Source organism: Paenibacillus nanensis (assembly GCF_003583765.1).
Taxonomy (GTDB): domain Bacteria; phylum Bacillota; class Bacilli; order Paenibacillales; family Paenibacillaceae; genus Pristimantibacillus; species Pristimantibacillus nanensis.
Genome location: NZ_QXQA01000006.1, coordinates 156,947 through 179,508 on the forward strand (window position 1 = coordinate 156,947; position 22,562 = coordinate 179,508).

Genomic DNA, 22,562 nt, shown 5'->3' on the forward strand with positions numbered 1-22,562 from the left:
ATTGATTCTGCTTATATCAGCTTCAATAAATCGAAGCGACAGCATACCCATCCGATTATCGCAGACCAGTCAGCTTAGCCAAAAGGTGAGAAGCGGGCGCTTCTGCTTGTGCGAATATGTCGTATACAATACTAAATTACTATATCACAGCCTAATTATATGTGTCAATATCCAATAGCTTTATTTACTCTGAACTTCTTCAATGCGAACAACCCGGGTATGCTGCGTATGGCTCCACGTTTTGTTGTTCTGCGTGAAGAACGCGTAGAACGTAATCGGCCACCAGGAAATCAGGAAAAACGGCAGCGTAAGCAAATGCGCGTACATCTTCCAGTTTCTCACCTTCTCCATCATCATTGCGGCCGGGAATTGCAGCACCGTCGCCGCAGCCGCCACCGCGATCAGCCACCATGGCAGATAGTTATACACAGAATGGATCACATCCGGTGCAGGCACCGCCATATCGATCCACATGACGGCCGTAAGCAGGAAGCCGAGCAGCGTATTATAGACCGAGACCGAGTAAACGGCGGCGTCAATTTTGGTCAAATTGCGCTCCTTAATGCCAGCCCACAGCAGCGGGAAGAAATAGTTGCGAGCGACGTTGAAGTGTCCCTGCATCCAGCGAAGCCGCTGTCTTGCGGAAGCCCGGAAGGAAACCGGCTTCTCGTCATACACCTTCGCGTCGTAATTCAGAATCGGGTAAACGTTACGCTTCACGCAGCGCATCGAAAACTCCAAGTCCTCGACCAGGCTTGTTGCTCCCCAGCCGATTTCCTTCAGCAGATTCGTTTCGAAGCACATGCCCGTGCCGCCAAGGAAGTTGCTCATCTTCAGATTGGTTCTGGACAGCTGCCACAAGCGGTTGCAGTACCAATACGTAATCGCGTAAGCCGCCGTAATCCAGGAGTCGCCCGGGTTCTTCGTGTCCAAATAACCTTGGATGACCTGATGGCCTTCGCACAAATCGTCGTTCATCAGCCGCAGGAAATCCGGATTGACCAAATTATCCGCGTCGAACATGACGACCGCGTCATATTGGCGCGGCATGCTCCACAGCTCTTTCAGCATCCATTCGATCGCATAGCCCTTGCCGCGGAGATGATAATTTTTGCGCTCGCACGCGTAAACGCCCATGCTGCGGGCGATCTCCGCCGTGCCGTCGGTGCAGTTGTCGCAAATCACAAAGACGTCGTACAGCTCTTTCGGATAGTCCAGCTTCTTCAGGTTCTCAATCAGGGCCCCGACAACCTTCTCTTCGTTGTGCGCCGCCACAAGAACGGCGAACGATTTGCGCGGCTCGTGCCGCTTTCGGCTCTTATTTTTCAGAAAGCCGAACAAGGACAGCGAGAACTGGTATATTGCGATTAAAGCCAGCAAAACTTGAAAAACAATAAACACTACCGTAAAAATCATGCGGCATTACCCCCTATAACCCCTGATTTTGTGTGTCTGCTCCATTTTTTTCTCTGTATAAAGGGCAGATTTTCTTTTTCATGCGTTGCAATATTTGCCTTTCTGATTTTCTACTGAATCCCCCGCTTTGTCAAAATGGGAATACGGCGTATATACGTTTAATTCAGTCAGAAAAACGCTTGCATTTGAACGTGGAGCTGATTTCCCCTCCGTTTACTCCTCAACAGTCTTATTCTCAACCATTTCCTGCGTTTTTAGCACAAATGGCCTCCTTAAACGGGCCTATATTAAAATTAATTAATGCGCCGTTTAGGCAATATGGAGGATTCGCGTTCTGAAGCACCCGCCAGCGTGTCGCATTGCGTCAGAAGCTTGTCAAATATATCCTCCCATGAGCGGCTTCTTCCATAGAGGTGAGCATTCCTGCCCATGCAAGCCCTCGTTTCCGGCTCACGGTACAGCAGCTCCAAGGCCGCCGCGAACGCTTCGGAGTCGCCGGGAGCTCTTAACAGACCCGTTACTCCGTCCTGAATCGTATCCCGAACGCCGCCGGCATCGGCGCCGATAACAGGCGTTCCGCAGGCCATCGCTTCCAAGACGACATTCCCGAACGTTTCTGTCGGGGAAGGGAACAGCATAACATCCGCCGCCGCATACCATTTCTGCAGCTCGCCGGCTTCCGTGAAACCAATGAATCTGGCGTTTACTCCTTCCTCTGAACATTTCTGCTTAAGAAGCTCTGACGACGGCCCGTCACCCGCGATGACAAAAACGGACTCCTGACAAACCGAACGCTGAAAACGGGCAAACGCCTCGATCGCCGTTTCAACATCCTTTTCCGGCGCCAGCCTGCCTGCGTACAGAACGAGATACGATGTCTTAGCGATATCCGCTTTGCAAAGCAACGCCTCACGATCCGCCAAAGGATGAAAGACGCTTGTATCTACGCCTCTGCTCCAAATTGTAAGCCGTTTAGCATCCCAGCCTCTCTCCGCCAAATTCGACAACGTGCTGGCCGAAGGAACAAAGACCGCCTTGCAATCGCGATGAAACCAATCCATATATCTCCATAACAGCTTTTCCATCCATTGCAGATTGTAAAACGATAAATATTGGTCAAAGTTGGTGTGATAAGAAGCAATAAGCGGAATGCCGTATTTGCGCGCGAAGCGGAGGCCGCAAAGACCGAGGTTAAAAGGGGTCGCAACGTGGATAAGATCAGGCCGGAATTCCGTAATGGCCCTGCGGATATGGGCCGGATTCGGAAAGGCAAGACGGCATTCCGGGTAAAGAAAAAACGGGAAGCTGACGAATCTTTCGACAGAGTTCGGCGTCGACTGCCGCCCCGCCCGCGATGAAGGCTCCGGCGCAAATACTTTGCAGGCGACGCCGCGCCGCTCCAAATAGCTGGTCCAGCGCTGCAGCGTTCGCGCTACGCCGTTCACGTCGGGAACGTACGTATCGGTAAATATCGCCACTCTCATATGAATCGCCTCCGGATTCGACTGCGCGGCTGCCGGCGCGACACGCGCGGTCGTGTTTTCTCCATTGTAAGAGGCGTATGTTTTCTCCAAATTATCCGGTTATGAATGAATCGTTAATATGAATTTATTATTCGGATAACGTTCAGACAATATTTGACGACTACAATGAAATCAGAAGATCCTAGACGCTGACAACGATGGATGGAAAGGGTGAACGGTCATGGATAAAATGATTGGATGGATGAGAACGAGGGAACAAAAAATGCTGATATGGGCGAACCGGAGAACTTCTCTCGGATGGCTCTCTGTCACATTAGACAAGTGGCTGAGCACCGTAACGCATATGGGCGGAGCCACCTTCACGCTTGTCTCCGCCCTGCTGCTTGCGCTTCTGGCGCCGTCCCCATGGCATACGGCGGGCTGGCAATGTCTTACGGCCGTTGCTGTCAGCCATATTCCGGTTGCGATCGTGAAACGGAAGCTGAAGCGCCTCCGTCCCTATCAAGCGCTGCCGGAAGTCAATACTTGTCCAAAGCCGCTCCAAGACTCTTCTTTCCCGTCCGGGCACACGACGGCCATATTTTCATGGATCGTTCCTCTTCTGCTGGCAGGCGGACCCCACACGGTCGTCATTGCGCCTGCGGCATTCGTTATCGCGATTTCCGTAGCGTGGTCCAGAATGTATTTGGGTCTGCATTACCCTTCGGATGTTGCGGCCGGAGCCGTGATCGGGACGGTTACAGCCTATGCGGTGCACGCCTTCTGGTTGAATCCGGCTTCCTTCGTCTAATCTTCTTGGTCGTCGCCGTCTTGTGCCGCGGCTTGCTCGTCCCGCCGGTTGTTTAGCTTCTGCTCGCGATGCTTGCGAAGCGCCTCCTCGCCAATTACCACTTCCACCCGGTGGATCGGCTGCCCCTTCTCATAAAATTTGGTCTCGTATTCGGTAAAGACCAAATCCTCGCGAGGCCCGTCCTTATGAAGGTTAAGCGAAATATTGCGCATAACCAGCTCCATATCCGCGAAGCTGTTCAGCGAAAACTCGAAGAGCGACACGGAATCCGTTTTAAAATGGATTTCGCCGTTCTCATTAAGAATCTCCTTATATTTGGCGACGAAACGCTCGTGGGTAAGTCTCCTGCGGGCGTGCTTGCTCTTCGGCCACGGGTCGCTGAAGTTCAAATAGATGCGCTCCAGCTCGCCTGGCGCAAACATCGTCTCAATCCCTTCGATATTCGCGCGCAGCAGCGCCAAATTGGGCGGATGGGGAACCTCCTTCTCCTCCCATGCCAGCCTTGCCTTCTCGCTGGCGCGCCTCAGCAGCTCGTCATACATATCGACGCCGATGAAATTAATGTGCGGATTGCGCACGCTCATCTGGCTGATGAATTGGCCTTTGCCCATCCCGAGCTCAACATAAATGGGGTTATCGTTGCCGAAAAATTGTTTCCATTTGCCGCGGTGCGGAGCCGCATCCAGCACGACTAGCTCCGGCTGGCTCTCCAAGCTTTCCCGTATCCCTTTTCTGCCTCTTAAACGCATACGTAATTTCTCCTTCAATAAACAATCGCATGATAGTAATCAGTCCTTATTGTGCCCAACTGCGCTCTCCTTGTAAAGCCTTTTTCCCGCCGTTGTCGTTCCCGGCCCTCATAACAACAAAAACGGGGCATTCTCGAAGACCGTATAGATCTTCCGAAGACGCCCCGTCAGGATGCTCATGTATTCGATTTGTCAGCTCAGAAACTGATAAGAAATCGACGCATTTTGTTTACCCTCTTGCTCCCACGTCTCCGCCAGCACCGAATTGAGCTTCTTGCGCGCGGATACTTTGACATCATGGTTGGCGTGAAACTGGATGCCTGACAAAGCCATCAGTTCCTTCACCGTTAATTCAACGGTTACTTTCTCATCGCCGTTCGGGATTTTGGTTAAATTCATCTCACATCACCTCATCGGATTATGGTTGAAATTTTCCAATTATAACGACTTTTCATGTGTGCGTTTACATTTTGGCTATGTCAGGTTTTTTCATTGATTTGTCGCACTTTTAATATAACACACCATGTTAGGTTTTTCAAGCCCAATCTGCAGTTTTACGCAGTTCTATTTCCAGTTTTCCCTGAATCCGAACGTTCATACCAAGACACCCGGACAAAGCATGGCTTTTCGATAATTTTTCCGATACAATGAAGGTTGAATGCTCGGAAAGAAGGGGAAATTCATGATTTATACGAACATCTCGCAAGAGTTCCCGCTGCACTGGGGCGATAAACGATTCCATACTTGGAACTATGAAATGCGAGAGCAGTTCGGAGGCAAAGTGTTCAAGGTCATGCTTGACGCCGGATTTACATGCCCCAATCGCGACGGCACGATCGCGAAGGGCGGCTGCACCTTTTGCAGCGCGCGCGGTTCAGGCGATTTTGCCGGAAGCCGCCGCGACGACCTCGTGACACAATTTAATACGATCCGGGACCGGCAGCATCAGAAGTGGCCGGATGCGCGTTATATCGGTTATTTCCAAGCGTATACCAACACGTACGCACCGGTGGAGGAGCTGCGCGACTATTACGAGGTGATTCTGCGGCAGCCCGGCGTGGTCGGCTTATCGATCGCGACGCGTCCCGACTGTCTGCCGGATGACGTTGTCGATTATTTGGCCGAATTGAACGAACGCACTTATTTATGGGTGGAGATGGGGCTGCAAACGGTCCATGAGTCGACCTCCGAGCTCATCAACCGCGCCCACGATACAGCCTGCTACCTCGATGCGGTGAGAAGACTTCGCGAACGGGGCATCCGCGTATGCGCCCATATCATTTACGGTCTCCCGCAGGAGACCCGCGAAATGATGATGGAAACCTGCCGCCAGGTCGCTCGGATGGACGTGCAGGGCATCAAGATTCATCTCCTTCATTTAATGCGCAAAACCCCAATGGTTAAGCAATATGAAGCTGGCCTTCTGCAATTTCTGGAGAAGGATGAATACATCCGGCTGATCGTAGACTCCTTGGAAATTCTCCCCCCGGAGATGATCGTTCACCGGCTGACCGGCGACGCGCCGCGCGATCTGCTGATCGGTCCGATGTGGAGCATGAGGAAATGGGAAGTGCTGAACGGAATCGACCAAGAGCTGCGACGGCGGGATACATGGCAGGGCAAGCTTTGGAAACCGGAGGTGTAAGGCATGGGATTTTTATCTGTGCTTAGCATGGCGCACAAATGGATCGAGGAGCGCGCCGGCAGCGGCGATATCGTTGTCGATGCGACTGCGGGCGGCGGCGTCGATACGCTGGCCCTCGCCAAGCTGGTCGGTCCGAAAGGCGTCGTCTACGCATTCGACATCCAACAGGAGGCGCTCGACCGTACGCATGACAGGCTTGCCGCGGCCGGGGCGCACCGGCAAGTGCAGCTGCATCTGATGGATCACGCCGGCATGACCGAGGCGATATCCCCTGCTCACAGGGGACAAATTTCAGCGATCATGTTTAATCTCGGGTTTCTTCCCGGCGGCGACCCTGCCGTCATCACGCAGCCTGCCTCCACGATCGGAGCGCTTCAAGCCGCGATGACGTTGCTTCGGCCAGGCGGAATCATTACCTGCGTTCTTTACCCCGGCCATCCAGGCGGGGACACGGAAGCGGCCGCAGTCGAAGCATGGGCAGCCGCCCTTCCCCAATCGGAGGGGCAGGCGGTTCTGTACAGGCAGCCGCAGCGCAGCGCGGCCCCTTACCTCATCGCGGTCGAGCGGCGCAAATCGTCTTAACTACAGAAAAGGAGATTGAATAACATGGCAGTGAAAAAATTAGAGCATTTAGGCATTATGGTTCGCGATATCGAAGCGTCCATCGCCTTTTACACATCTGTCCTTGGGCTTGAGCACAAGTATACGATGACGCACACAAACGGCGTTATTCAGCTGGCGTTCCTGGCCTTCCCTGGTCATGACGAGACGGAGCTTGAGCTCATTCAAGGCTATAATGCGGATTTGCCTGCGGAAGGCAAGGTTCATCACGCCGCATTTACGGTCGATGATATCGAGGCTGAATTCGAGCGCATGAAGAGTCTGCCGCAAGTGCAGCTGCGCGACGACGAAATAACGACGCTTCCGAACGGAGCTCGCTACTTTTTCTTCTACGGGCCGGACGGCGAGCTGCTGGAGCTGTTCCAGCCGGGCGCGGCCGTATAAAATCAAATGCTTTTATACTTAGGAGGCGTACATATTGGTTAAGCCATATCCGCTCAAATTCAAAGCTGAAATGAAAGAAAGAGTATGGGGCGGCCGAGCGTTGGAGCAATTCGGCCTTGAGCTGCCGGAAGGCGCGATCGGCGAAGGCTGGATGATCGGCGATCACCCGAATGGCGTTACCGCGGTCGTAAACGGACCGCTCGCAGGAAAGGGGCTCGACGAGGTCCGTGAGACGCTGGGACGAGAATGGTTCGGCACAAACGGCTTTTCGTCGAAAAACGGCCGCTTTCCGCTGCTGATCAAGCTGCTCGATTGCAATGACGACTTATCTGTGCAGGTGCATCCTACCGATTCGTATGAAGGACTGCCGGAGGGCGAGCTGGGCAAAACGGAAATGTGGTATATTCTTGACGCTAAGCCAGGCGCGACGATCATTTACGGCTTGAAGGAAAATATCGACCGCAAGGCAATGGAAGAAGCCATCGCGGAAGGCCGGATTATGGATACGCTGCAAGTTGTTCCGGTAGAGGCGGGCGATGCCTTTTATATCCCGGCCGGTACCGTGCACGCGTTATGCTCCGGCGTACTCGTTGCCGAAATTCAGCAAAACTCCGATACAACCTACCGGCTCTACGATTATAACCGCCCCGGATTAGACGGAAAGCTGCGGGAGCTCCACATCGAGGATTCGTTAAACGTTATCGCTTACGAGGGAGCCGGCGCGAACCGGATGAAGACGGATGCCGTCTCTCCGGGCGAATGGCTCACTATCGCTTCCTCCCCTTATTTCCTCGTTGAAAAAGGAATCATCGAGGAGCCGCTTGCTTTAACGACGCCAGCCTACAGCTTTGTTATTCTCGTTATTGCAGACGGCGAGGGCCGGCTGAGCTGGCAGGACGGAGAGCTGGCGGTAAAGGCAGGCGAATGCTTCCTGCTTCCTGCTACTTTAGGACACTATACGCTATCCGGCCGTCTCACGGTTCTGCGGAGCGTTGTACCGCAATCGAACTCGTAATGTCGGATTCCTCTGATCCGATCGAACAAGGAAGGAATCCGAAAACAAAGGAGAACGCTGGCGCTTCTCCGGAACATTCGTCTGCTCCGTTTTGGCAATCCTCAACTTAGTTTTAAACTATAAAAAAGCTATCCGCTTATGAGCCTTACGGCTGCGGATAGCTTTTTTAATAGGCTAATGTTAGTCGGCGCCTGCGCCTTCCGGCTCCAGTGCGAGCATGAACGGACGCGGCTTCGGCTTGCCGCCTCCTTGCTCCAGCGCGTACATCATGACGAGCAGCGTATGCCGCTCTTTACGGATTTCCCCGGTTCCCAAATAATGCGCCAGATCGAACGGAAGCTTCTCGATGACCGCATGCTTGTGCAGCTCCCGTTCCTGAAGGCCCAGATCGGCAAACTCGCGGGAGACGGCCTCCGGGGATTCCGCCAGCTTCCGCATCCAGCCCGCCCATTCGGGCTTGTCCATCGTAAACTCCCACCACGTTTTGCGCGGCTTATAGTTATGGTTCAGGAAATAATCGTATTTCATCAGACCGAGCGCCACATCATGGTCGATAGGCCGATCGGCGGCATCGACAGTCTGGAGATAGGACCACAGCCGAGCGAACAGATCCTCCAGCTGATGGCCGATCTTCTGCCAGCCGCGCTCTTCCCAATAATCCCCGAACAGTTGGAAGAAATCGAACGGCGATTGGAAGACGTTGTCGACGAGGTATAGCAGCGTATGATCCATCCGATGCGCGTTCCAATATTTCTCAAGCACGTCCTCAACCCGCTTGATGCGCACGATATCGCCGAACGGCATCAAATCGTTGCCCAGCATCTCATAGGGGGCGCGGTCCATATAAATGTATCCCCATTTGTCCGCATCTCTCCGCAGACCTGTTCCCCGGAGCATCTTCAAAAATCCAAGCTGCAGCTCTTCGGGCCGCAGCGCGAACACATCGTTGAAGGTGCCTCTAAAGGTGTCGTAATTTTCGAGCGGCAGTCCGGCGATCAAGTCCAAATGCTGGTCAATTTTGCCCGAATCCTTCACCTTCGTTACCGTCCGCACGAGCTTGGACCAATTTTGGCGGCGCTGAACGGCCAGGTTCGTCGGATCGTTCGTCGACTGCACGCCGATTTCGAAACGGAAGATGCCGGGCGGCGCATGCTCCGCTAAGTAATCAAGCACCTCCGGCCTCATAATATCCGCCGTAATTTCGAATTGGAAGACGCAGCCCCGATGATTCTCAATCAGGAACTGAAAAATTTCGAGGGCGTAGTCCCGTTTAATATTAAAGGTGCGGTCGACAAACTTGATCAGCTTCGCTCCGTTATCGATCAGATACAAAATATCGGATTTGGTCCGCTCCATATCGAAGTAGCGAACGCCTACCTCAATGCTGGATAAGCAAAACTGGCAGCTGAACGGACAGCCCCTGCTCGTCTCAAAATAGACGACGCGGCTGCCGAGCTGAGGGATATCCTCCTTGAATCGGTGCGGGGAAGGCAACTCATTCAAATTAAGCTTTGGCCTTGGCGGATTAATAAGCACTTCGGTCTTGCCATCCCGCTCCTTCCGGTATGCGATCCCGAACACCATATGGAACTTGCCGTTACCCTCGATCTCGGTCAGCAGGTGATGGAACGTCTCTTCCCCTTCTCCCATGACGATGAAATCGACTTCAGGCAGCCGCTCCATCCAATAATCCGTATCGTAGCTCACTTCCGGTCCGCCCAGCACGATGCGCAGCTCCGGTTTAATTTTGCGAAGCATATTAATGACCGTTATCGTCTCTTCAATATTCCAAATGTAGCAGGAGAAGCCGATCACATCGGGATTTTTCGAATATAGATCGCTAGCGATGTTCATCGCGGGGTCTTTAATGGTATATTCGGCGATTTCGATATCGAATTGATGCTCGCTGTACGCCTTCAGACAGCGCAAAGCCAGCGACGTATGAATAAACTTGGCGTTTAGAGTAGACAGAACGACTTTCATAACGGAAACTTCCCTCTCTTACTTGACGAATCGCCTATCGGCGTTATGCATCCATCTATTGTACCGAACTTCGGCTTAAAAAAGAAGAGGCGCCGATTGCCGCAGCTATGCGGCTCTCGAGCGCCAATCGGATTTCTACATTCTCGTTTCGATATAAAGCTGATCCTTGATTTGCATATCGATGACAGGATAACGAACCTTCCATTTGCCGTTGCCGACAGAGGTGACTTCGCCCGGCGCGAGCCCGCGCGGCTGGAAGCCGTAATCGCGGTCGAAGGAGATCGTAACCTGAATGCGGTCATCCGGCAGCATACGGTGTAGCTCATGCGCCATGTTAACCGCCCACATCGACAATTCGCCCGATGTAGATTCCCCGTAATATAAGTAGTAGAGCGGGTCGATGTTGGCCGTCAATACCAGCCAGCCTTCCGCATCGCGCTTGACGTCCCAATCCTTAAACTCCGCAACTCCCTCAAGCGTCTGTACCGAAGAGAACTCCTGCTCCATCAGGCTCCGAATATCTTCAAGCGGCGCGCCGACAAGCGTCTCTGGGAGCGACGGCGTCAAGAACTCGGCCTTCTCGATCATCTCTTCCGTTACGGAATCGATCAGCATTGCCGCTTGGAACGCCGCGATCGCGAAGTTCAGATCCGCATAGGAGCCGTCGATACCCGCATACGTTATGCCTACGAGCTCGCCATATTCGTTAAACAGCGCTCCGCCCGAGCTGCCATGGTCGATCGGCGCATTCGTTTGAATATAGCTAATGCCGTTCTCGTAGCTCAAATTGCTGATCAGCCCTTCAGAGACCGTATTCTGTAAACCGAGGGGGCTGCCGATCGCATAGACGCGGTCGCCTTTGCGCGCTTGGTAGCCATAGCCGACTTCCACCGGCGCCAAGTCTAGCGGCTCCTTCGTAAGGATAATCGCAAGATCGGCTTCTTTATCTGCGGCAACTACGCCTTCCACCGCAATTTCATCATAATAGATGGAGTTCACGGTAGCCGAAGTGGCGTCTTCCATTACGTGATAATTCGTCAATACAAGGTTCTCCCCAATGACGATTCCGCTGCCGAAGGCCACGTTCGTTGCGATAAATACGACGCTTTCGTCATAAAGATCCACGATTTCAGTCGAAGTCAATTTCTCCAGTTCAACTTCCGGAGCTTCTTCTTCCGTATCCTGCTCTATCTCTTGATAATACCAGCTGCTTACCCGAATCGCAGGAATAGCTCCATCCCATTTGACATCGGCTTCCAGCTGTTCGGCTACAAAACGAAGCGGCACAAAAGGCACACCGTTTTTCAGCGCCGCCGCGGCGTCCATTTTTACCGTTTTACCGTTAACAATCGCTTCCTTCTGGCCAATGGCCATCGTGATCGTTAATCTGCCGTCCCGTATAATGATGGCATTCGTTTTTTTCTCCAGTGCGGACGACGCCCCGAGCGAATCGAGCAAATCCGCCATCGGAACCATCGCCGCGCCGCCCGTTTTGTAGATCGGGGCGGACAGCTTTACTTGTTCTCCGTCAACCCATAGCTGAATACTCTCGCTTTTGTCCGCTTTCGCGCTTGCGGCCGATGCCGCAGAGACGCTTTGAACGGATAATGGAGCAAGCAGCAGAGCTGTCGCGAGCATGGGGCTAACCAACCTGTTGTACCAGCTTTTCTTCATGAAAACGTCCTCCACATTCTCCCATAATAGCCAAACGTATGATTCCTTCCCAATCCTACCACTCACAATCTCGCATTGTCTATGAAAAGTCTGAGACTCTAGCGAAATTTCCGACTTCGACATAGGCCATTCTAAGTATATCGGAAAGTCCCTTCTTAAAATCGAGATAGCGTGGGGGAAAAATGGATTGGCCGCATAAAAAAAAAAGCCCGGCGGCTTCTTGTAAAGTCACCGGGCTCTTCCTTTGCTATTCTGCTGGCGGCGTAAACGAACGGGCTGCGAACTCCGTATCCAGCATATAAAAAGCGTTACTGTCCTTGTCAATCCGCTTCAGCTTGTTAATGATGCTGTCGAACAGCGCTTCTTCTTCCACCTGCTCCTCGATAAACCATTTCAAGAAGTTGATCGTCGCGTGCTCGCGGTCGTTCATGGCGAGGTCGGACAGTTTATAGAAGCGTTCGGTATTTTGCTGCTCGTGCTTGTAGCCCTCCTCGAAGGCATGAAGCACGGAATTGTAGTCGTTATTCGGTTCAGGCAATGCGGCCAGCGTCGCGCGGCGCCCGCGGTCATTTAGAAACTTATATATTTTCATTGCATGAAACCGTTCCTCTTCCGCTTGAACAATAAAGAAATTCGCGAAACCGTCCAAGCTGTCGGCGGAGCAGTAAGCCGCCATCGCAAGATACACATGGGCGGAATAAAACTCAAAATTCATTTGCTCGTTCAGCGCTTTGGCTAATGCGTCATTCATAACGTGCACCTCGCTTTTTGTCGTTTGGATCATTTTAACATAAAAAGGAGGGGCGGCAAATGGCCGCCCCTCCTTAATTCTCCAGCATCCCGCGCTATCGGATCATTTTTTCACGCCGCTTGTCAGCAGTTCAATGCCCTTCAGAAGCTGTGTATCCTCTTTATCCAGCTTTTCCCGAAGCAGCTCAAGCAGCCTGTATCCGGTCTTGTCGTCGAATTTCCCCGTTGTCTCGAGCCCCTCGCTTTGCTGGAATTGCCGCAGCGCCTGCTCCGTCGTTTCATCGAATACGCCTTCCGTTTCGAGCGGTCCGTATCCGAGCTCCCGCAGCATCGACTGCAGGGTGACAACGTCATCGCCATAGCTGCCCAGCTCCATCTCGGATCCGGTAGCAAGCGGACGCAAGCTGGCGTATGCCGGCAGCTTCACCTCGATGTCAGGGGATACGCCTTGCTCATTGATCCAAGTGCCGCCCGGCGTTTTCCATTGCGCTTCCGTCAGACTGAGGACAGATCCGTCCGGATACTGCCGGAACGCTTGCACGACGCCTTTGCCGTACGTCGTTTCGCCAATGACGGTCGCTCCCGCCGATTCCTTCAGCGCGGCAGTCAGCACTTCGCTGGCGCTTGCGGATTGACCGTTGACCAGAACCACGATGGGAACCGTCCACTCTTTCTTTTGCTCAGACAAGAAGGAAACGGTCTGTCTTTCATTTTTGTACACAACGTCAAGAATCTTCTTATCCTTCGGAATAAGGATATTGGCGATATCAAGCGTCGAGGTCAACAGGCCGCCCGGGTTCGAGCGCAGGTCGAGCAGCAGCCCCTCCAGAGGGCCTTCCTCCTGCAGCTTGGCAAGCTCGGCTTCAAATTCCTTGGCTGTATTTTCAGCGAAGCGGCTGATTGTCACATGGCCGATTCCGCCCTCCAGCTTCTCGGAAGTTACGGTGTAGACGGGTATAGCCGCCCGTTTCATCGTAATTTCGATCGGCTCCTTCTCGCCATCCCTCCGCAGACGAAGAGTAACCTCCGTGCCTTCTTCGCCCCTAACCATGCCTAGCAGTTCCTGGAACGATTTCCCTTTAATCTCCACGCCATCTACGGCAATGATCGTGTCGCCCGCCAGAACGCCTCCCCGTTCCGCCGGCGTATCCTTGATGACCGACGTGATGATATAGAGTCCTTCCTCCTGGCGCATCTCCGCGCCGATTCCATAAAATTGCCCTTCGTAGGATTGGGTGTACGCCTCTCCTTCCTCTCCGACGAAATAATGCGAATAAGGATCGTTCAGCGAAGCGACCATGCCCTGCGTGGCGCCGTTAATCAAATCCTTCGGATCGGCGCCGTTCAAATAGTCTTCCATAATTTTCGTGTACGCGGTGTTCAGCTGCTTGAACGCCGGATCCTTTGTAATCGGATAACGCATGCCCGACGACAGCATCCCAAGCACATATCCGATAACAAGCAACGCGACTACGCCAATCACATAAATAAATCCCGATTTTTGTTTGACCGGTTCTTCGAAGTTATTGTTCATTCCTTAATCTCCTTGTATGAATGCTGGTTTTTCGCTACAATCATCCTGAATTGCCTAACCGTATGGACAAGAGAGGAGCTCGTCTCAACGATGTATAAGCTGATCGCCGTAGATTTAGATGACACGCTGCTTAATGACGAACTGCAAGTGACTGAAGGCACGAAGAAAGCGATGGCTGACGCCCTCGAGCAGGGCGTCATCGTTACGATTGCCACCGGCCGCATGTATGCCTCCGCCCAGCAGATCGCCAAAAATATTAACCTTAATGTACCTATTATTACGTATCAGGGAGCGCTCGTCAAAACGCTGCTGGACGGCAAGGTGCTGTATGAACGTTCGGTTCCGACGGATGCCGCCAAGGAGCTGTATGCTTACTGCCAAGCCAACAAGCTTCATTTGCAGCTGTATGTGGACGACGAGCTGTATAGCACGGAAGACAACGACCGCATTCAAAAGTATTCCAAGCAATCCAACATCCCTTATCATATCGAGCCTGATTTTAGCAAGCTCATCGAGCATCCGATGAACAAGCTGCTAATGATCGACGAGCCCGAACGGCTTGATGAAGTGGCGCATGAGCTTCAGACGCTGATCGGCGACCGCGTGCATATTACAAAGTCAAAAGCCAATTACTTAGAGATTATGCACAAGGAAGGGACAAAAGGACACGCGCTCCGGTATTTGGCCGAATATATCGGCTGCACCATGGAGGAAACGATCGCCATCGGAGACGCCTGGAACGACCGCGAGATGGTGATGGCCGCCGGACTCGGCGTTGCGATGGGCAACGCGGTCCCGGCTTTGAAGGAGCTTGCCGATTACATCACGCTGACCAACAATGAAGACGGCGTCAAACACGTCATCGAAAAATTTGTACTGAACCGTTAAACATACGGCCTAAATTAAGAGGAGGAATTTGCAGGTAATCGAACGGGGAGTGAATGGGTTTGAAAGCGATCGTCGTTGAAAGTCTCGGGCCATCTAAAAATTTAAAATATAGAGATGTCGAAATCCCGGTCATGGGTCCAAAACAGGTACTCATTCGCGTAAAAACGACCAGCGTAAATTTTGCGGATATCAAAGCGAGACGCGGCAATAAAGGACAAGGAAACGTTCCTTTTATTCCAGGGCTGGAAGCGGCAGGCGTGATCGAGCAGGCCGGAGCCGATGTAACGTCCTTACATAAGGGGCAACGAGTCATCGCTTTTCCTCATAACGGTTCCTATGCCGAATATATCGTAGCCGATGAAAATCTGACTTTTGCGATCCCTAACGGTATCGATTTTGATATCGCCGGTGCATGCGGCATTGTGTCCTTCCTAAGTTACAGCCTGCTTGCCGAGCTCGCCAGAATACAAGAGGGTGAAACGGTCCTCATACACGCTGCGTCGGGCGGGGTAGGGACAACGGCCATACAGCTCGCCAAAACTTTAGGCGCCGGCCTAGTGGTCGGAACCGTCGGCAGCGAAGCGAAAAAGGCTGCCGCTATTCGAGTGGGAGCAGATCATGTATTCTGCTACGAAGAGGAAAACTTTTCAGAAAAAGTAAACGAAATAACAAACGGTAAAGGCGTAAATATCATTCTAGATTCCGTTGGCGGCGAAGTGACCGAACAAAGCATGACATGTCTCGCGCGTTACGGCCGTCTTGTTATTTTCGGTAATGCGAGCGGCAAATACGGTCAGCTCCAAACATCCGATCTTCATGCAAGCTGCCGCTCGGTGCTTGGTTTTAGCCTTGGCACGACTAGGAAGGAGCGGCCTGAGCAATTAAAAGGCATCGCGGAAAAAGTGCTTCGCTTATTGGAGAACCGCAGCCTTCAAATCGACATTGGCGCAACGTTCCCTTTAAAGGACGCATCGTTAGCGCATGATTGGGTCGAAAGCAGAAAAAGCACCGGTAAAGTCGTATTAAAAGTCGAGAATGAATAGACGAGCATTGAAATGAAAAAAGCACGGGCTGCTCCACAGCCTGTGCTTTTTTATGAACCTCTATCAGGAAACGGCTTTGCAGTCGCGTTTGCATTCTCCGCTGCTGCAGCTCTTGTAATTTCCTGTAAAATCAAGCCGGTGGTCCAGCACCTTAAAGCCGTATTCCCGCTCCAGCCTCTCCTCCAGCTCGACCAGCCAATCTTCCTTGATTTCCTCGAGGGCTCCGCATTTCTGACAAATCAAATGATGATGCATATGCTCATGATCTTCGCCTCGTAAATCAAAACGGGCCACGCCGTCTCCGAAATTCATCTTCGCTACAATCTGCAGCTCAGCCAGAAGCTCCAGCGTCCGGTATACCGTCGCCAGCCCAATTTCGGGAAACTTCTCTTTCACCAGCATATAGACATCCTCGGCGCTCAGATGATCCTCTTCGTTCTCCAGTAGCACCCGCACAATGATTTCACGCTGTGTCGTCAGCTTATACCCGTTCTCCATCAAGCTTCGCTTTATTTTTTCAATCTCCGCCGTAACGTTCATTTCTCCGCACCTCCCGTGTTGAATCGGACTGCTATTTATTAAAGGCTCCCGCCGAATTTGCCATTTTATAATTTAGAATTATTCTAATCTAATCCTAGACGATTTCCGCTTAGAAAGCAACCGCTAATCTGCTCTCTTTACATTCGCTCCTGAAATCCATTTCCCTGCTTGCCGCAAATAAAAACATTGGAAATCGAATATAAGGCGAAAATTGAACGCTGCACAAAATAAAAAAAGGAAGCGGCCGCTTCCCTTTTTTTGTCCATCAGATGCTGTTGTAGATGCTGTTTAGATGTCGGCCAACACCTGATACCATACGCCTTTTTTGGCGTACAGCAGCTCGCGTACCTCCTGCCAGCCGCCCAAATACGTAATGTCGAACAAACCTTCCGGCGTCGCGAATTTGTCCTTCGTCTCCTCGGCTACCGCTTCGTCTACGGGGCGAAAGCCGTGCTCTGCGAAGATTCGCTGCGCCTCAGGGCTTTGCAAATATGCGATGAACGCTTCCGCAACCTCTCTCGTACCGTGACGGTCCACATTTTTGTCGACGACCGCCGCAGGATTTTCAATGAGAATCGTATCCTTCGGAACGACGATATCGTAGTCTACGCCTTTCTGAATGCGGGCTATCAGTTCGTTTTCATACGTGACGATCACGTCGCCAACCCCGTATTCAAAAGCAGCCATGGAGGCTCTGCCGCTTTTATCGAGCGACTCTACATTCGCGTGGACCGACCTTAGGAACTCTTTGGCATAATCCGGCGACTTCTCGCCCGTCTCCCGCTCCGAAAGCTTGAGCCCTGCGCCATAAATCGCGTTAATATCCCATTGCGCGCCTCCGGACGTCTTCGGATTCGGGTAAAGCACCTTTATGCCTTCGCGCGTCAAATCCGTCCAATCTTTAATATTCAGCGGGTTGCCCGGCCGGGTACCCATCACCACGATCGAGCGGGTAATCATGCCTCCCGCATCGCGATTACGCCAGTCATGCGTAATAAAGCCCGCATCCTCAATTTTGTCGAGGTCGCCTTCCATCGCAAGCACCGCGACATCCGCTTCGAACCCGCCGGCAATGGCGCGCGCCTGCGTCCCGGACGCCTCATACGATTCTTGGAACGTTACGCGCTGGCCCGTCTTCTCTAGCCACTGCTTCTTAAACGCAGGGAGCAGATCGCCGAAAGCATCCTTAACGACCGAATAAGCGCCAATAACAAGCGTAACGTCGCCTTCGGGCACGGTCTGACCATTATCCGGCGTCTCGCTCTTTGCGCAGCCTGCAGCCGCGGCAAGTAGAACGGCAATAAGCAGAAACGGCAGCAGACGCCTCGCTAAAGCTGGAATTCGTATCATAAGGTCAACACTCTTTCTGCTGGAATGTCTACTATCAAATATGGATCGGCATCGGATCGACCTTAAGCGGATTTTCCATAATCCAGCTGTCTTGATCGTTGAACAGATAGGCCCGGTGCAGCAATACGCTTACCGCTTCGCCCGGCTTCAGCACTTCCTTCTCCAGCGAACGGTACGTAATCAGCTTCGTGTCGCCGACTGCTAGCTCGACCATCCATTCGCTTCCGCGGAAATGGATATGCTTCACAACCGCAGGCATCGTAGCGGAAGCCAGCTTAATCTCCCCAGGCTTGCCGATCTCGATATATTCCGGTCGAATCAGCGCTTTGGTATCCGGCTGTACCGCTGCGCTTTCAAAGCCTTTCAGCGACGAGATATCGTCGATGAACGAAGACTCGCCGATAAAGCTTGCGACAAACGGCGTTTCCGGGTTTTTGTAAATATCCCACGGGCTGCCCTTCTGCTCGAGCCGCCCCTTGTTAATAATCATAATTTCGTCCGCAACCTCGATTGCTTCCTCTTGGTCATGCGTAACGAAAATCGACGTGATGCCGACGCGCTCGATCATCTCTTTGAGCCACGTGCGCAGCTCCGTGCGGATCTTCGCGTCAATCGCGGCGAACGGCTCATCCAGCAGCAGAAGCTGCGGCTCCGGCGCCAATGCCCGGGCGAAGGCTACGCGCTGGCGCTGACCGCCGGACAGCTGATGCGGATAGCGGTGCTCGAAGCCCTTCAGCCCCGTCAGCTCCACCAAATACATGACGCGCTCGCGGATTTGCTCCTTCGTATGCTTCTTCACCTTCAAGCCGAACGCGACATTATCGTAAACCGTCATATGTTTAAACAAAGCGTAGTTCTGAAAAACAAAGCCGATTCCCCGCTCTTGCGGGGGAAGATCGTTCACGCGTTTGCCGTGGAAGACAATATCGCCGGAGGACGGCGTCTCAAGTCCGGCAAGCATGCGCAAAATCGAGGTTTTGCCGCCGCCGCTTGGGCCGAGCAAACCGATCAGCTTGCCCTTCTCGATATCGAAGCTGACATCCCGCACCGCATGGAAGTCGCCGAAGTTTTTGTTCAAATTGCGAACCTCGATATGCATCTAATGCACTTCCTTTCGTTTTTTGGCCCATTCCATCAGCAGCAGCAGACCGACGGAGAACGCCGCCAGCACTAGAGCGATCCCGTTCGCCGCCACCACATTGAAGTTTTCAACATCTTGATAGACAAGCGTAGTCGCCGTCTGCGTTTTATTCATTATATTGCCCGAAACGACTAGCACGGCGCCAAATTCGCCAAGCGAGCGCGCAACTGTCAGCACGACGCCGTAGATGACGCCCCAGCGAATGGACGGCCACGTAACCTTCCAGAACGTGTACCAGGAATAAGCGCCCAGCGTTGACGCCGCTTCTTCCTGCTGAGCGCCGATCTCCTGCAGGACCGGCATCACCTCGCGGACCATGATGGGGAACGTTACAAATAACGTAGCCAATATCATGCCCGGCAGCGCATAAACGATTTTTACGCCGGCGTCCTCGAACAGTGAACCGATAACCGTATTCGGTCCCAGTATCAGCACGATCATCAGACCGCCGATGACGGGAGAAACGGCAAACGGCAGATCGACAATGCTGTTGAGCAGCCGTTTCAGCTTCGGCCCAAGCCATTGCGCCCGAACCAGATAAAGCGCGAGCATAACGCCGAAGAGTGTATTAATTAACGTCACGATAACAACGATAATGCCCGTCATCATCAACGCGTGCAGCGATTGGGGACGCGTCAGCGCGTCAATGAAGCCATCGATGCCGTCCTTCCAGGCGCCGGTAAAAATTTTGACCAAAGGTGCGATAAGCAGTATTGCAAATACGAGATAAGTAAGAGTAATCCATAGCCTTCTCATTTCGCGCCGGACCTCCTTGCTTGCAGAAGGTTGACGATCCACAGAATTAAGAAGGACAGCGTCAGCAGAATAACGGATACAGCAGCTGCGCCCTGCGGATTGTCGCTTTCGATTTCGCCAAAAATATAGACGGAAGCGACTAGCGTTTTGCCCGGTATATTGCCCGCAACGAGCACGACGGCGCCGAATTCGGCCAGCCCTCGGGAGAAGGCAAGCATAGCCCCGCTGAGAATGCCCGGGAGCATCGTCGGGAATATTACTTGGAAGAACGTTTTCGCTTTGGATGCGCCAAGCGTATACGCCGCTTCTTCCTCCGATTTGTCGAGCTCCTCCAAAAGCGGCTGAATGGCGCGGATGACAAACGGGAACGTGACGAACAGCATCGCAACGACAATGGCCGGCTCATGGAACACGATCTCGATGCCGATGGATTCCGCAAGCGAACCGACCAAGCTGTTCGGACCGAGCAGCAGCAGGATAAGCAAGCCGCCTACAGCAGTCGGGAGCGCAAACGGGAGATCGACGAGGCTATTAAGCAAGCTCCGTCCCGGGAAACGGTAGCGAATGAGCACCCATCCGATCATCGTTCCTAAAAAAATATTGAGAATCGTCGCGATGAGCGCCAGCTTTACGGTTAGCAGCACGGCCTTCCAAGCGAGCGGATCCGATACACTTTCCCAAAACGGAGCCCAGCCCAGCGAAAAGGATTGCGTATAAATGCCGAGTATCGGCAATACGATCAAACAGACGAAATAGAGCATGATGGCAGTCCGAAATCCAAAGCTCCAGCCTTTCCCTCGAAACAATGCGTTCACTGTGACGTTACCTCCAAACCATCGGCTCGTGCCGTAGGTGCTGCCCTCTTTTAATAGCATAATTCCTATTAACTTACTAGGTATTATTAATGTAGCATCAGCCCTACGAGGAGTCAATGGTTAAATAACAAAAAGTTTAGGGATTGATACACTTCTCTTATAGGATATTCATCAGCCCAGAAATTCGCCAATAAAAAAAGCCGGATAATCATCCGGCTTAAATTTGTACCAGCATCAATATGATGGAGGATAAGCTAAAGCATGTGCTGACCAGGCATAGCACCAGCAGCGCCTGCTTATGATTCAGTCCGGCTCTCAACAGCCGGTAGTGCGCCTGACTCGCGTCGGCCTGGTAAATCGCTTTTCCTTGAAGGAACCGCTTCACGACTACAAAAATATTGTCGAAGATCGGTACGCCGAGCGCCAAAATCGGTATAAACAGCGACAGCACGGTTGCCTGCTTGAAAGCGCCGTCGAGCGCGATTACCGCCAGCATAAAACCGAGGAAGGTCGCCCCTGCGTCACCCATAAAAACTTTGGCGGGCGGTTTGTTGTATCGCAGGTAAGCAAGCGTAACGCCAACGAGAATAATTGCCATCATGGCGGAATTCGATTGCCCCATCGTCAGCGCCACAATGAACAGCGTAATGCTGGAGATCGCGGATAGTCCGCCTGCAAGCCCGTCCAAGCCGTCCGTGAAATTAATAACGGTCGTAACGCCGAATATCCATAGAACCGTCAGCACGAATTGCAGGATGACCGGGAGCATGACGTATTCGCCGGAGAGCGGATTGACGAAGCCGGTGAACACGTTGCCGGACAAATAAACCAGCACAGCTGCGGACATTTGAACCAGCATCTTCGGCAGCGCGGGGAAGTCTTTGCCTTTGGTTTTGTACCAATCGTCGATCGTCCCGATCGTCAGCAGCAATATTCCGCCCAGGAATAAAGCACCCGTCTCCCAGCTGAACTCTCTTGCAATGGCAAGATACGCGGCAAAAAATCCGATAAAAATCGCATAGCTGGCTGTAAGCGGGATCGGCTCCCGATGCAGCTTGCGTTCCTCATCTTTACGAGGCTTGTCCACAAAGTCCAGCTTAAATGCCAGCCGGCTGAATGGAGGGATAAGCATGTACACGATAACAAATGACAGAACAAATGCTAGGATGTAAAAGATAAGAGCCACCACCAATAATTTTCAATATAATTCACGATCATTATACATGCTTTTCCACAATCATGTCGACTTTTGGCACCCTTTTCAGGAAGCATAACCGGATTAATTTTTTTTTATTTTGACCAAAAAAAAGCATGGGGATGAATTCCCCATGCTTGAAGCGAATTATTCGCCATCAATATAATACCGTTCTTCGCCTGCCGTAATGCGGGCCTGACCTTGCGTCAGATCCGTCATCCAAGCGACAAAAGCTTCCGCGTCCGGCGCCTCCGGCAAGCACAATACAGTGACGCTGTCCGTAAATTCCGTGCCCCCAAGACGCGTCCCGCGGCCGTGAAGCTCGTTCTCCAGCTTCCCGTACCAGGTATAGTCCACTTCGACAAAAACCTCGCGGTGCAGCACCATTTCAATTTCGCCCGCCGCTTCGATGCCGGCGACCGCGCCGTCCGTATAAGCGCGGACAAGACCGCCCGCGCCCAGCATGATGCCGCCGAAATACCGCGTAACCACCACAACAACGTTTTTTAGCCCTTTGTTCTTGATCACCTCAAGAATCGGCTTGCCCGCCGTTCCGCTCGGCTCTCCGTCGTCGGACGCCTTCTGATGCTGATCCCGCTCGCCGACGACGTACGCCGAGCAGTTATGTGTGGCGGTCCGGTGCAGCCGCTTGATCTCGTCGATAAAAGCGACCGCTTCCTCTTCGCTCTCCACGGGCTTCGCATAGCCGATAAACCGGGATTTTTTGATCACGATTTCCTTGCTGGCTTCGCCTCTAATTGTCCGATATCTTGTCAGCATGTAAGCATC

Annotated in this window: 22 protein-coding genes; 7 read left to right on the plus strand and 15 right to left on the minus strand. The window is 52.6% G+C overall.

Going from position 1 to position 22,562, the window contains the following annotated elements:
• Positions 1–180: 180 nt before the first annotated feature.
• On the minus strand, positions 181–1,413 hold the full coding sequence (locus D3P08_RS11945) for a glycosyltransferase family 2 protein (RefSeq protein WP_119600045.1): 1,233 nt from the start codon (positions 1,411–1,413) through the stop codon (positions 181–183).
• Between the two features lie 296 nt (positions 1,414–1,709).
• The gene (locus D3P08_RS11950; RefSeq protein ID WP_119599932.1) at positions 1,710–2,900 is read right to left on the minus strand and encodes a glycosyltransferase family 4 protein; all 1,191 of its coding nucleotides are present in this window, start codon (positions 2,898–2,900) and stop codon (positions 1,710–1,712) included.
• A 220-nt stretch (positions 2,901–3,120) separates the two neighbouring features.
• Between D3P08_RS11950 and D3P08_RS11955 the strand changes: the two genes are divergently transcribed.
• The gene (locus D3P08_RS11955) at positions 3,121–3,690 is read left to right on the plus strand and encodes a phosphatase PAP2 family protein (protein ID WP_119599933.1); all 570 of its coding nucleotides are present in this window, start codon (positions 3,121–3,123) and stop codon (positions 3,688–3,690) included.
• Here D3P08_RS11955 and trmB read toward each other — a convergent pair.
• Both trmB and D3P08_RS11965 read right to left on the minus strand, forming a co-directional pair.
• Positions 3,687–4,439: a tRNA (guanosine(46)-N7)-methyltransferase TrmB gene (trmB, locus tag D3P08_RS11960; RefSeq protein WP_119599934.1), complete on the minus strand. Its 753-nt coding sequence runs from the start codon at positions 4,437–4,439 to the stop codon at positions 3,687–3,689. The genes D3P08_RS11955 and trmB overlap by 4 nt on opposite strands.
• Positions 4,440–4,631: 192 nt before the next feature.
• Positions 4,632–4,838, minus strand: coding sequence for a hypothetical protein (locus tag D3P08_RS11965; protein WP_119599935.1), 207 nt, complete (start codon positions 4,836–4,838; stop codon positions 4,632–4,634).
• Between the two features lie 283 nt (positions 4,839–5,121).
• On the opposite strand from D3P08_RS11965, the gene mnmL reads away from it, so the two are divergent.
• From mnmL to D3P08_RS11985, 4 genes are read left to right on the plus strand one after another with little or no spacing between them, the layout of a single operon-like run.
• Positions 5,122–6,084 (plus strand): tRNA modification radical SAM protein MnmL/YtqA, encoded by a 963-nt coding sequence (gene mnmL / locus D3P08_RS11970; protein ID WP_119599936.1) that lies wholly within the window; start codon positions 5,122–5,124, stop codon positions 6,082–6,084.
• 3 nt (positions 6,085–6,087) lie between these two features.
• On the plus strand, positions 6,088–6,666 hold the full coding sequence (mnmM, locus tag D3P08_RS11975) for a tRNA 5-(aminomethyl)-2-thiouridylate-methyltransferase MnmM (protein ID WP_119599937.1): 579 nt from the start codon (positions 6,088–6,090) through the stop codon (positions 6,664–6,666).
• A gap of 24 nt (positions 6,667–6,690) precedes the next feature.
• On the plus strand, positions 6,691–7,089 hold the full coding sequence (locus D3P08_RS11980) for a VOC family protein (protein WP_119599938.1): 399 nt from the start codon (positions 6,691–6,693) through the stop codon (positions 7,087–7,089).
• Positions 7,090–7,123: 34 nt separating this feature from the next.
• Positions 7,124–8,104, plus strand: coding sequence for a type I phosphomannose isomerase catalytic subunit (locus tag D3P08_RS11985; RefSeq protein ID WP_119599939.1), 981 nt, complete (start codon positions 7,124–7,126; stop codon positions 8,102–8,104).
• A 180-nt stretch (positions 8,105–8,284) separates the two neighbouring features.
• On the opposite strand, the gene D3P08_RS11990 is transcribed toward D3P08_RS11985, so the two are convergent.
• The 4 genes from D3P08_RS11990 to D3P08_RS12005 all read right to left on the minus strand — a co-directional run bounded on the left by D3P08_RS11990 (position 8,285) and on the right by D3P08_RS12005 (position 14,045).
• Entirely contained in the window at positions 8,285–10,087 is a 1,803-nt protein-coding gene (locus D3P08_RS11990; protein ID WP_119599940.1) for a B12-binding domain-containing radical SAM protein, read from the minus strand.
• A 135-nt stretch (positions 10,088–10,222) separates the two neighbouring features.
• Positions 10,223–11,761, minus strand: a complete 1,539-nt coding sequence (locus D3P08_RS11995; protein ID WP_162848449.1) for a trypsin-like peptidase domain-containing protein — start codon at positions 11,759–11,761, stop codon at positions 10,223–10,225.
• A 247-nt stretch (positions 11,762–12,008) separates the two neighbouring features.
• Complete coding sequence (locus D3P08_RS12000; RefSeq protein WP_119600046.1) at positions 12,009–12,512, minus strand: ferritin; 504 nt, start codon at positions 12,510–12,512, stop codon at positions 12,009–12,011.
• Positions 12,513–12,614: 102 nt separating this feature from the next.
• Entirely contained in the window at positions 12,615–14,045 is a 1,431-nt protein-coding gene (locus D3P08_RS12005; protein WP_119599942.1) for a S41 family peptidase, read from the minus strand.
• Between the two features lie 90 nt (positions 14,046–14,135).
• On the opposite strand from D3P08_RS12005, the gene D3P08_RS12010 reads away from it, so the two are divergent.
• Positions 14,136–14,933 (plus strand): Cof-type HAD-IIB family hydrolase, encoded by a 798-nt coding sequence (locus D3P08_RS12010; RefSeq protein ID WP_119599943.1) that lies wholly within the window; start codon positions 14,136–14,138, stop codon positions 14,931–14,933.
• Positions 14,934–14,992: 59 nt separating this feature from the next.
• The gene (locus tag D3P08_RS12015) at positions 14,993–15,976 is read left to right on the plus strand and encodes a quinone oxidoreductase family protein (RefSeq protein WP_119600047.1); all 984 of its coding nucleotides are present in this window, start codon (positions 14,993–14,995) and stop codon (positions 15,974–15,976) included.
• Positions 15,977–16,039: 63 nt separating this feature from the next.
• Here the strand turns inward: D3P08_RS12015 and fur are convergent, their stop codons facing one another.
• The 7 genes from fur to D3P08_RS12050 all read right to left on the minus strand — a co-directional run bounded on the left by fur (position 16,040) and on the right by D3P08_RS12050 (position 22,553).
• Positions 16,040–16,516 carry a ferric iron uptake transcriptional regulator gene (gene fur, locus D3P08_RS12020; protein WP_119599944.1) on the minus strand — a complete coding sequence of 159 codons (477 nt, stop codon included), beginning with the start codon at positions 16,514–16,516 and terminating at the stop codon, positions 16,040–16,042.
• Positions 16,517–16,804: 288 nt separating this feature from the next.
• Positions 16,805–17,866, minus strand: coding sequence for a sulfate ABC transporter substrate-binding protein (locus D3P08_RS12025; protein ID WP_119599945.1), 1,062 nt, complete (start codon positions 17,864–17,866; stop codon positions 16,805–16,807).
• Positions 17,867–17,900: 34 nt separating this feature from the next.
• The gene (locus D3P08_RS12030) at positions 17,901–18,965 is read right to left on the minus strand and encodes a sulfate/molybdate ABC transporter ATP-binding protein (RefSeq protein WP_119599946.1); all 1,065 of its coding nucleotides are present in this window, start codon (positions 18,963–18,965) and stop codon (positions 17,901–17,903) included.
• Positions 18,966–19,763 (minus strand): sulfate ABC transporter permease, encoded by a 798-nt coding sequence (locus tag D3P08_RS12035; protein ID WP_119599947.1) that lies wholly within the window; start codon positions 19,761–19,763, stop codon positions 18,966–18,968.
• Positions 19,760–20,524 carry a sulfate ABC transporter permease subunit CysT gene (cysT, locus tag D3P08_RS12040; RefSeq protein WP_420819033.1) on the minus strand — a complete coding sequence of 255 codons (765 nt, stop codon included), beginning with the start codon at positions 20,522–20,524 and terminating at the stop codon, positions 19,760–19,762. Before cysT ends, D3P08_RS12035 begins: the two co-directional genes overlap by 4 nt.
• 271 nt (positions 20,525–20,795) lie before the next feature.
• The gene (locus D3P08_RS12045) at positions 20,796–21,710 is read right to left on the minus strand and encodes an MraY family glycosyltransferase (protein WP_119600048.1); all 915 of its coding nucleotides are present in this window, start codon (positions 21,708–21,710) and stop codon (positions 20,796–20,798) included.
• A 210-nt stretch (positions 21,711–21,920) separates the two neighbouring features.
• On the minus strand, positions 21,921–22,553 hold the full coding sequence (locus D3P08_RS12050) for a YigZ family protein (protein WP_119599949.1): 633 nt from the start codon (positions 22,551–22,553) through the stop codon (positions 21,921–21,923).
• Positions 22,554–22,562: the final 9 nt, after the last annotated feature.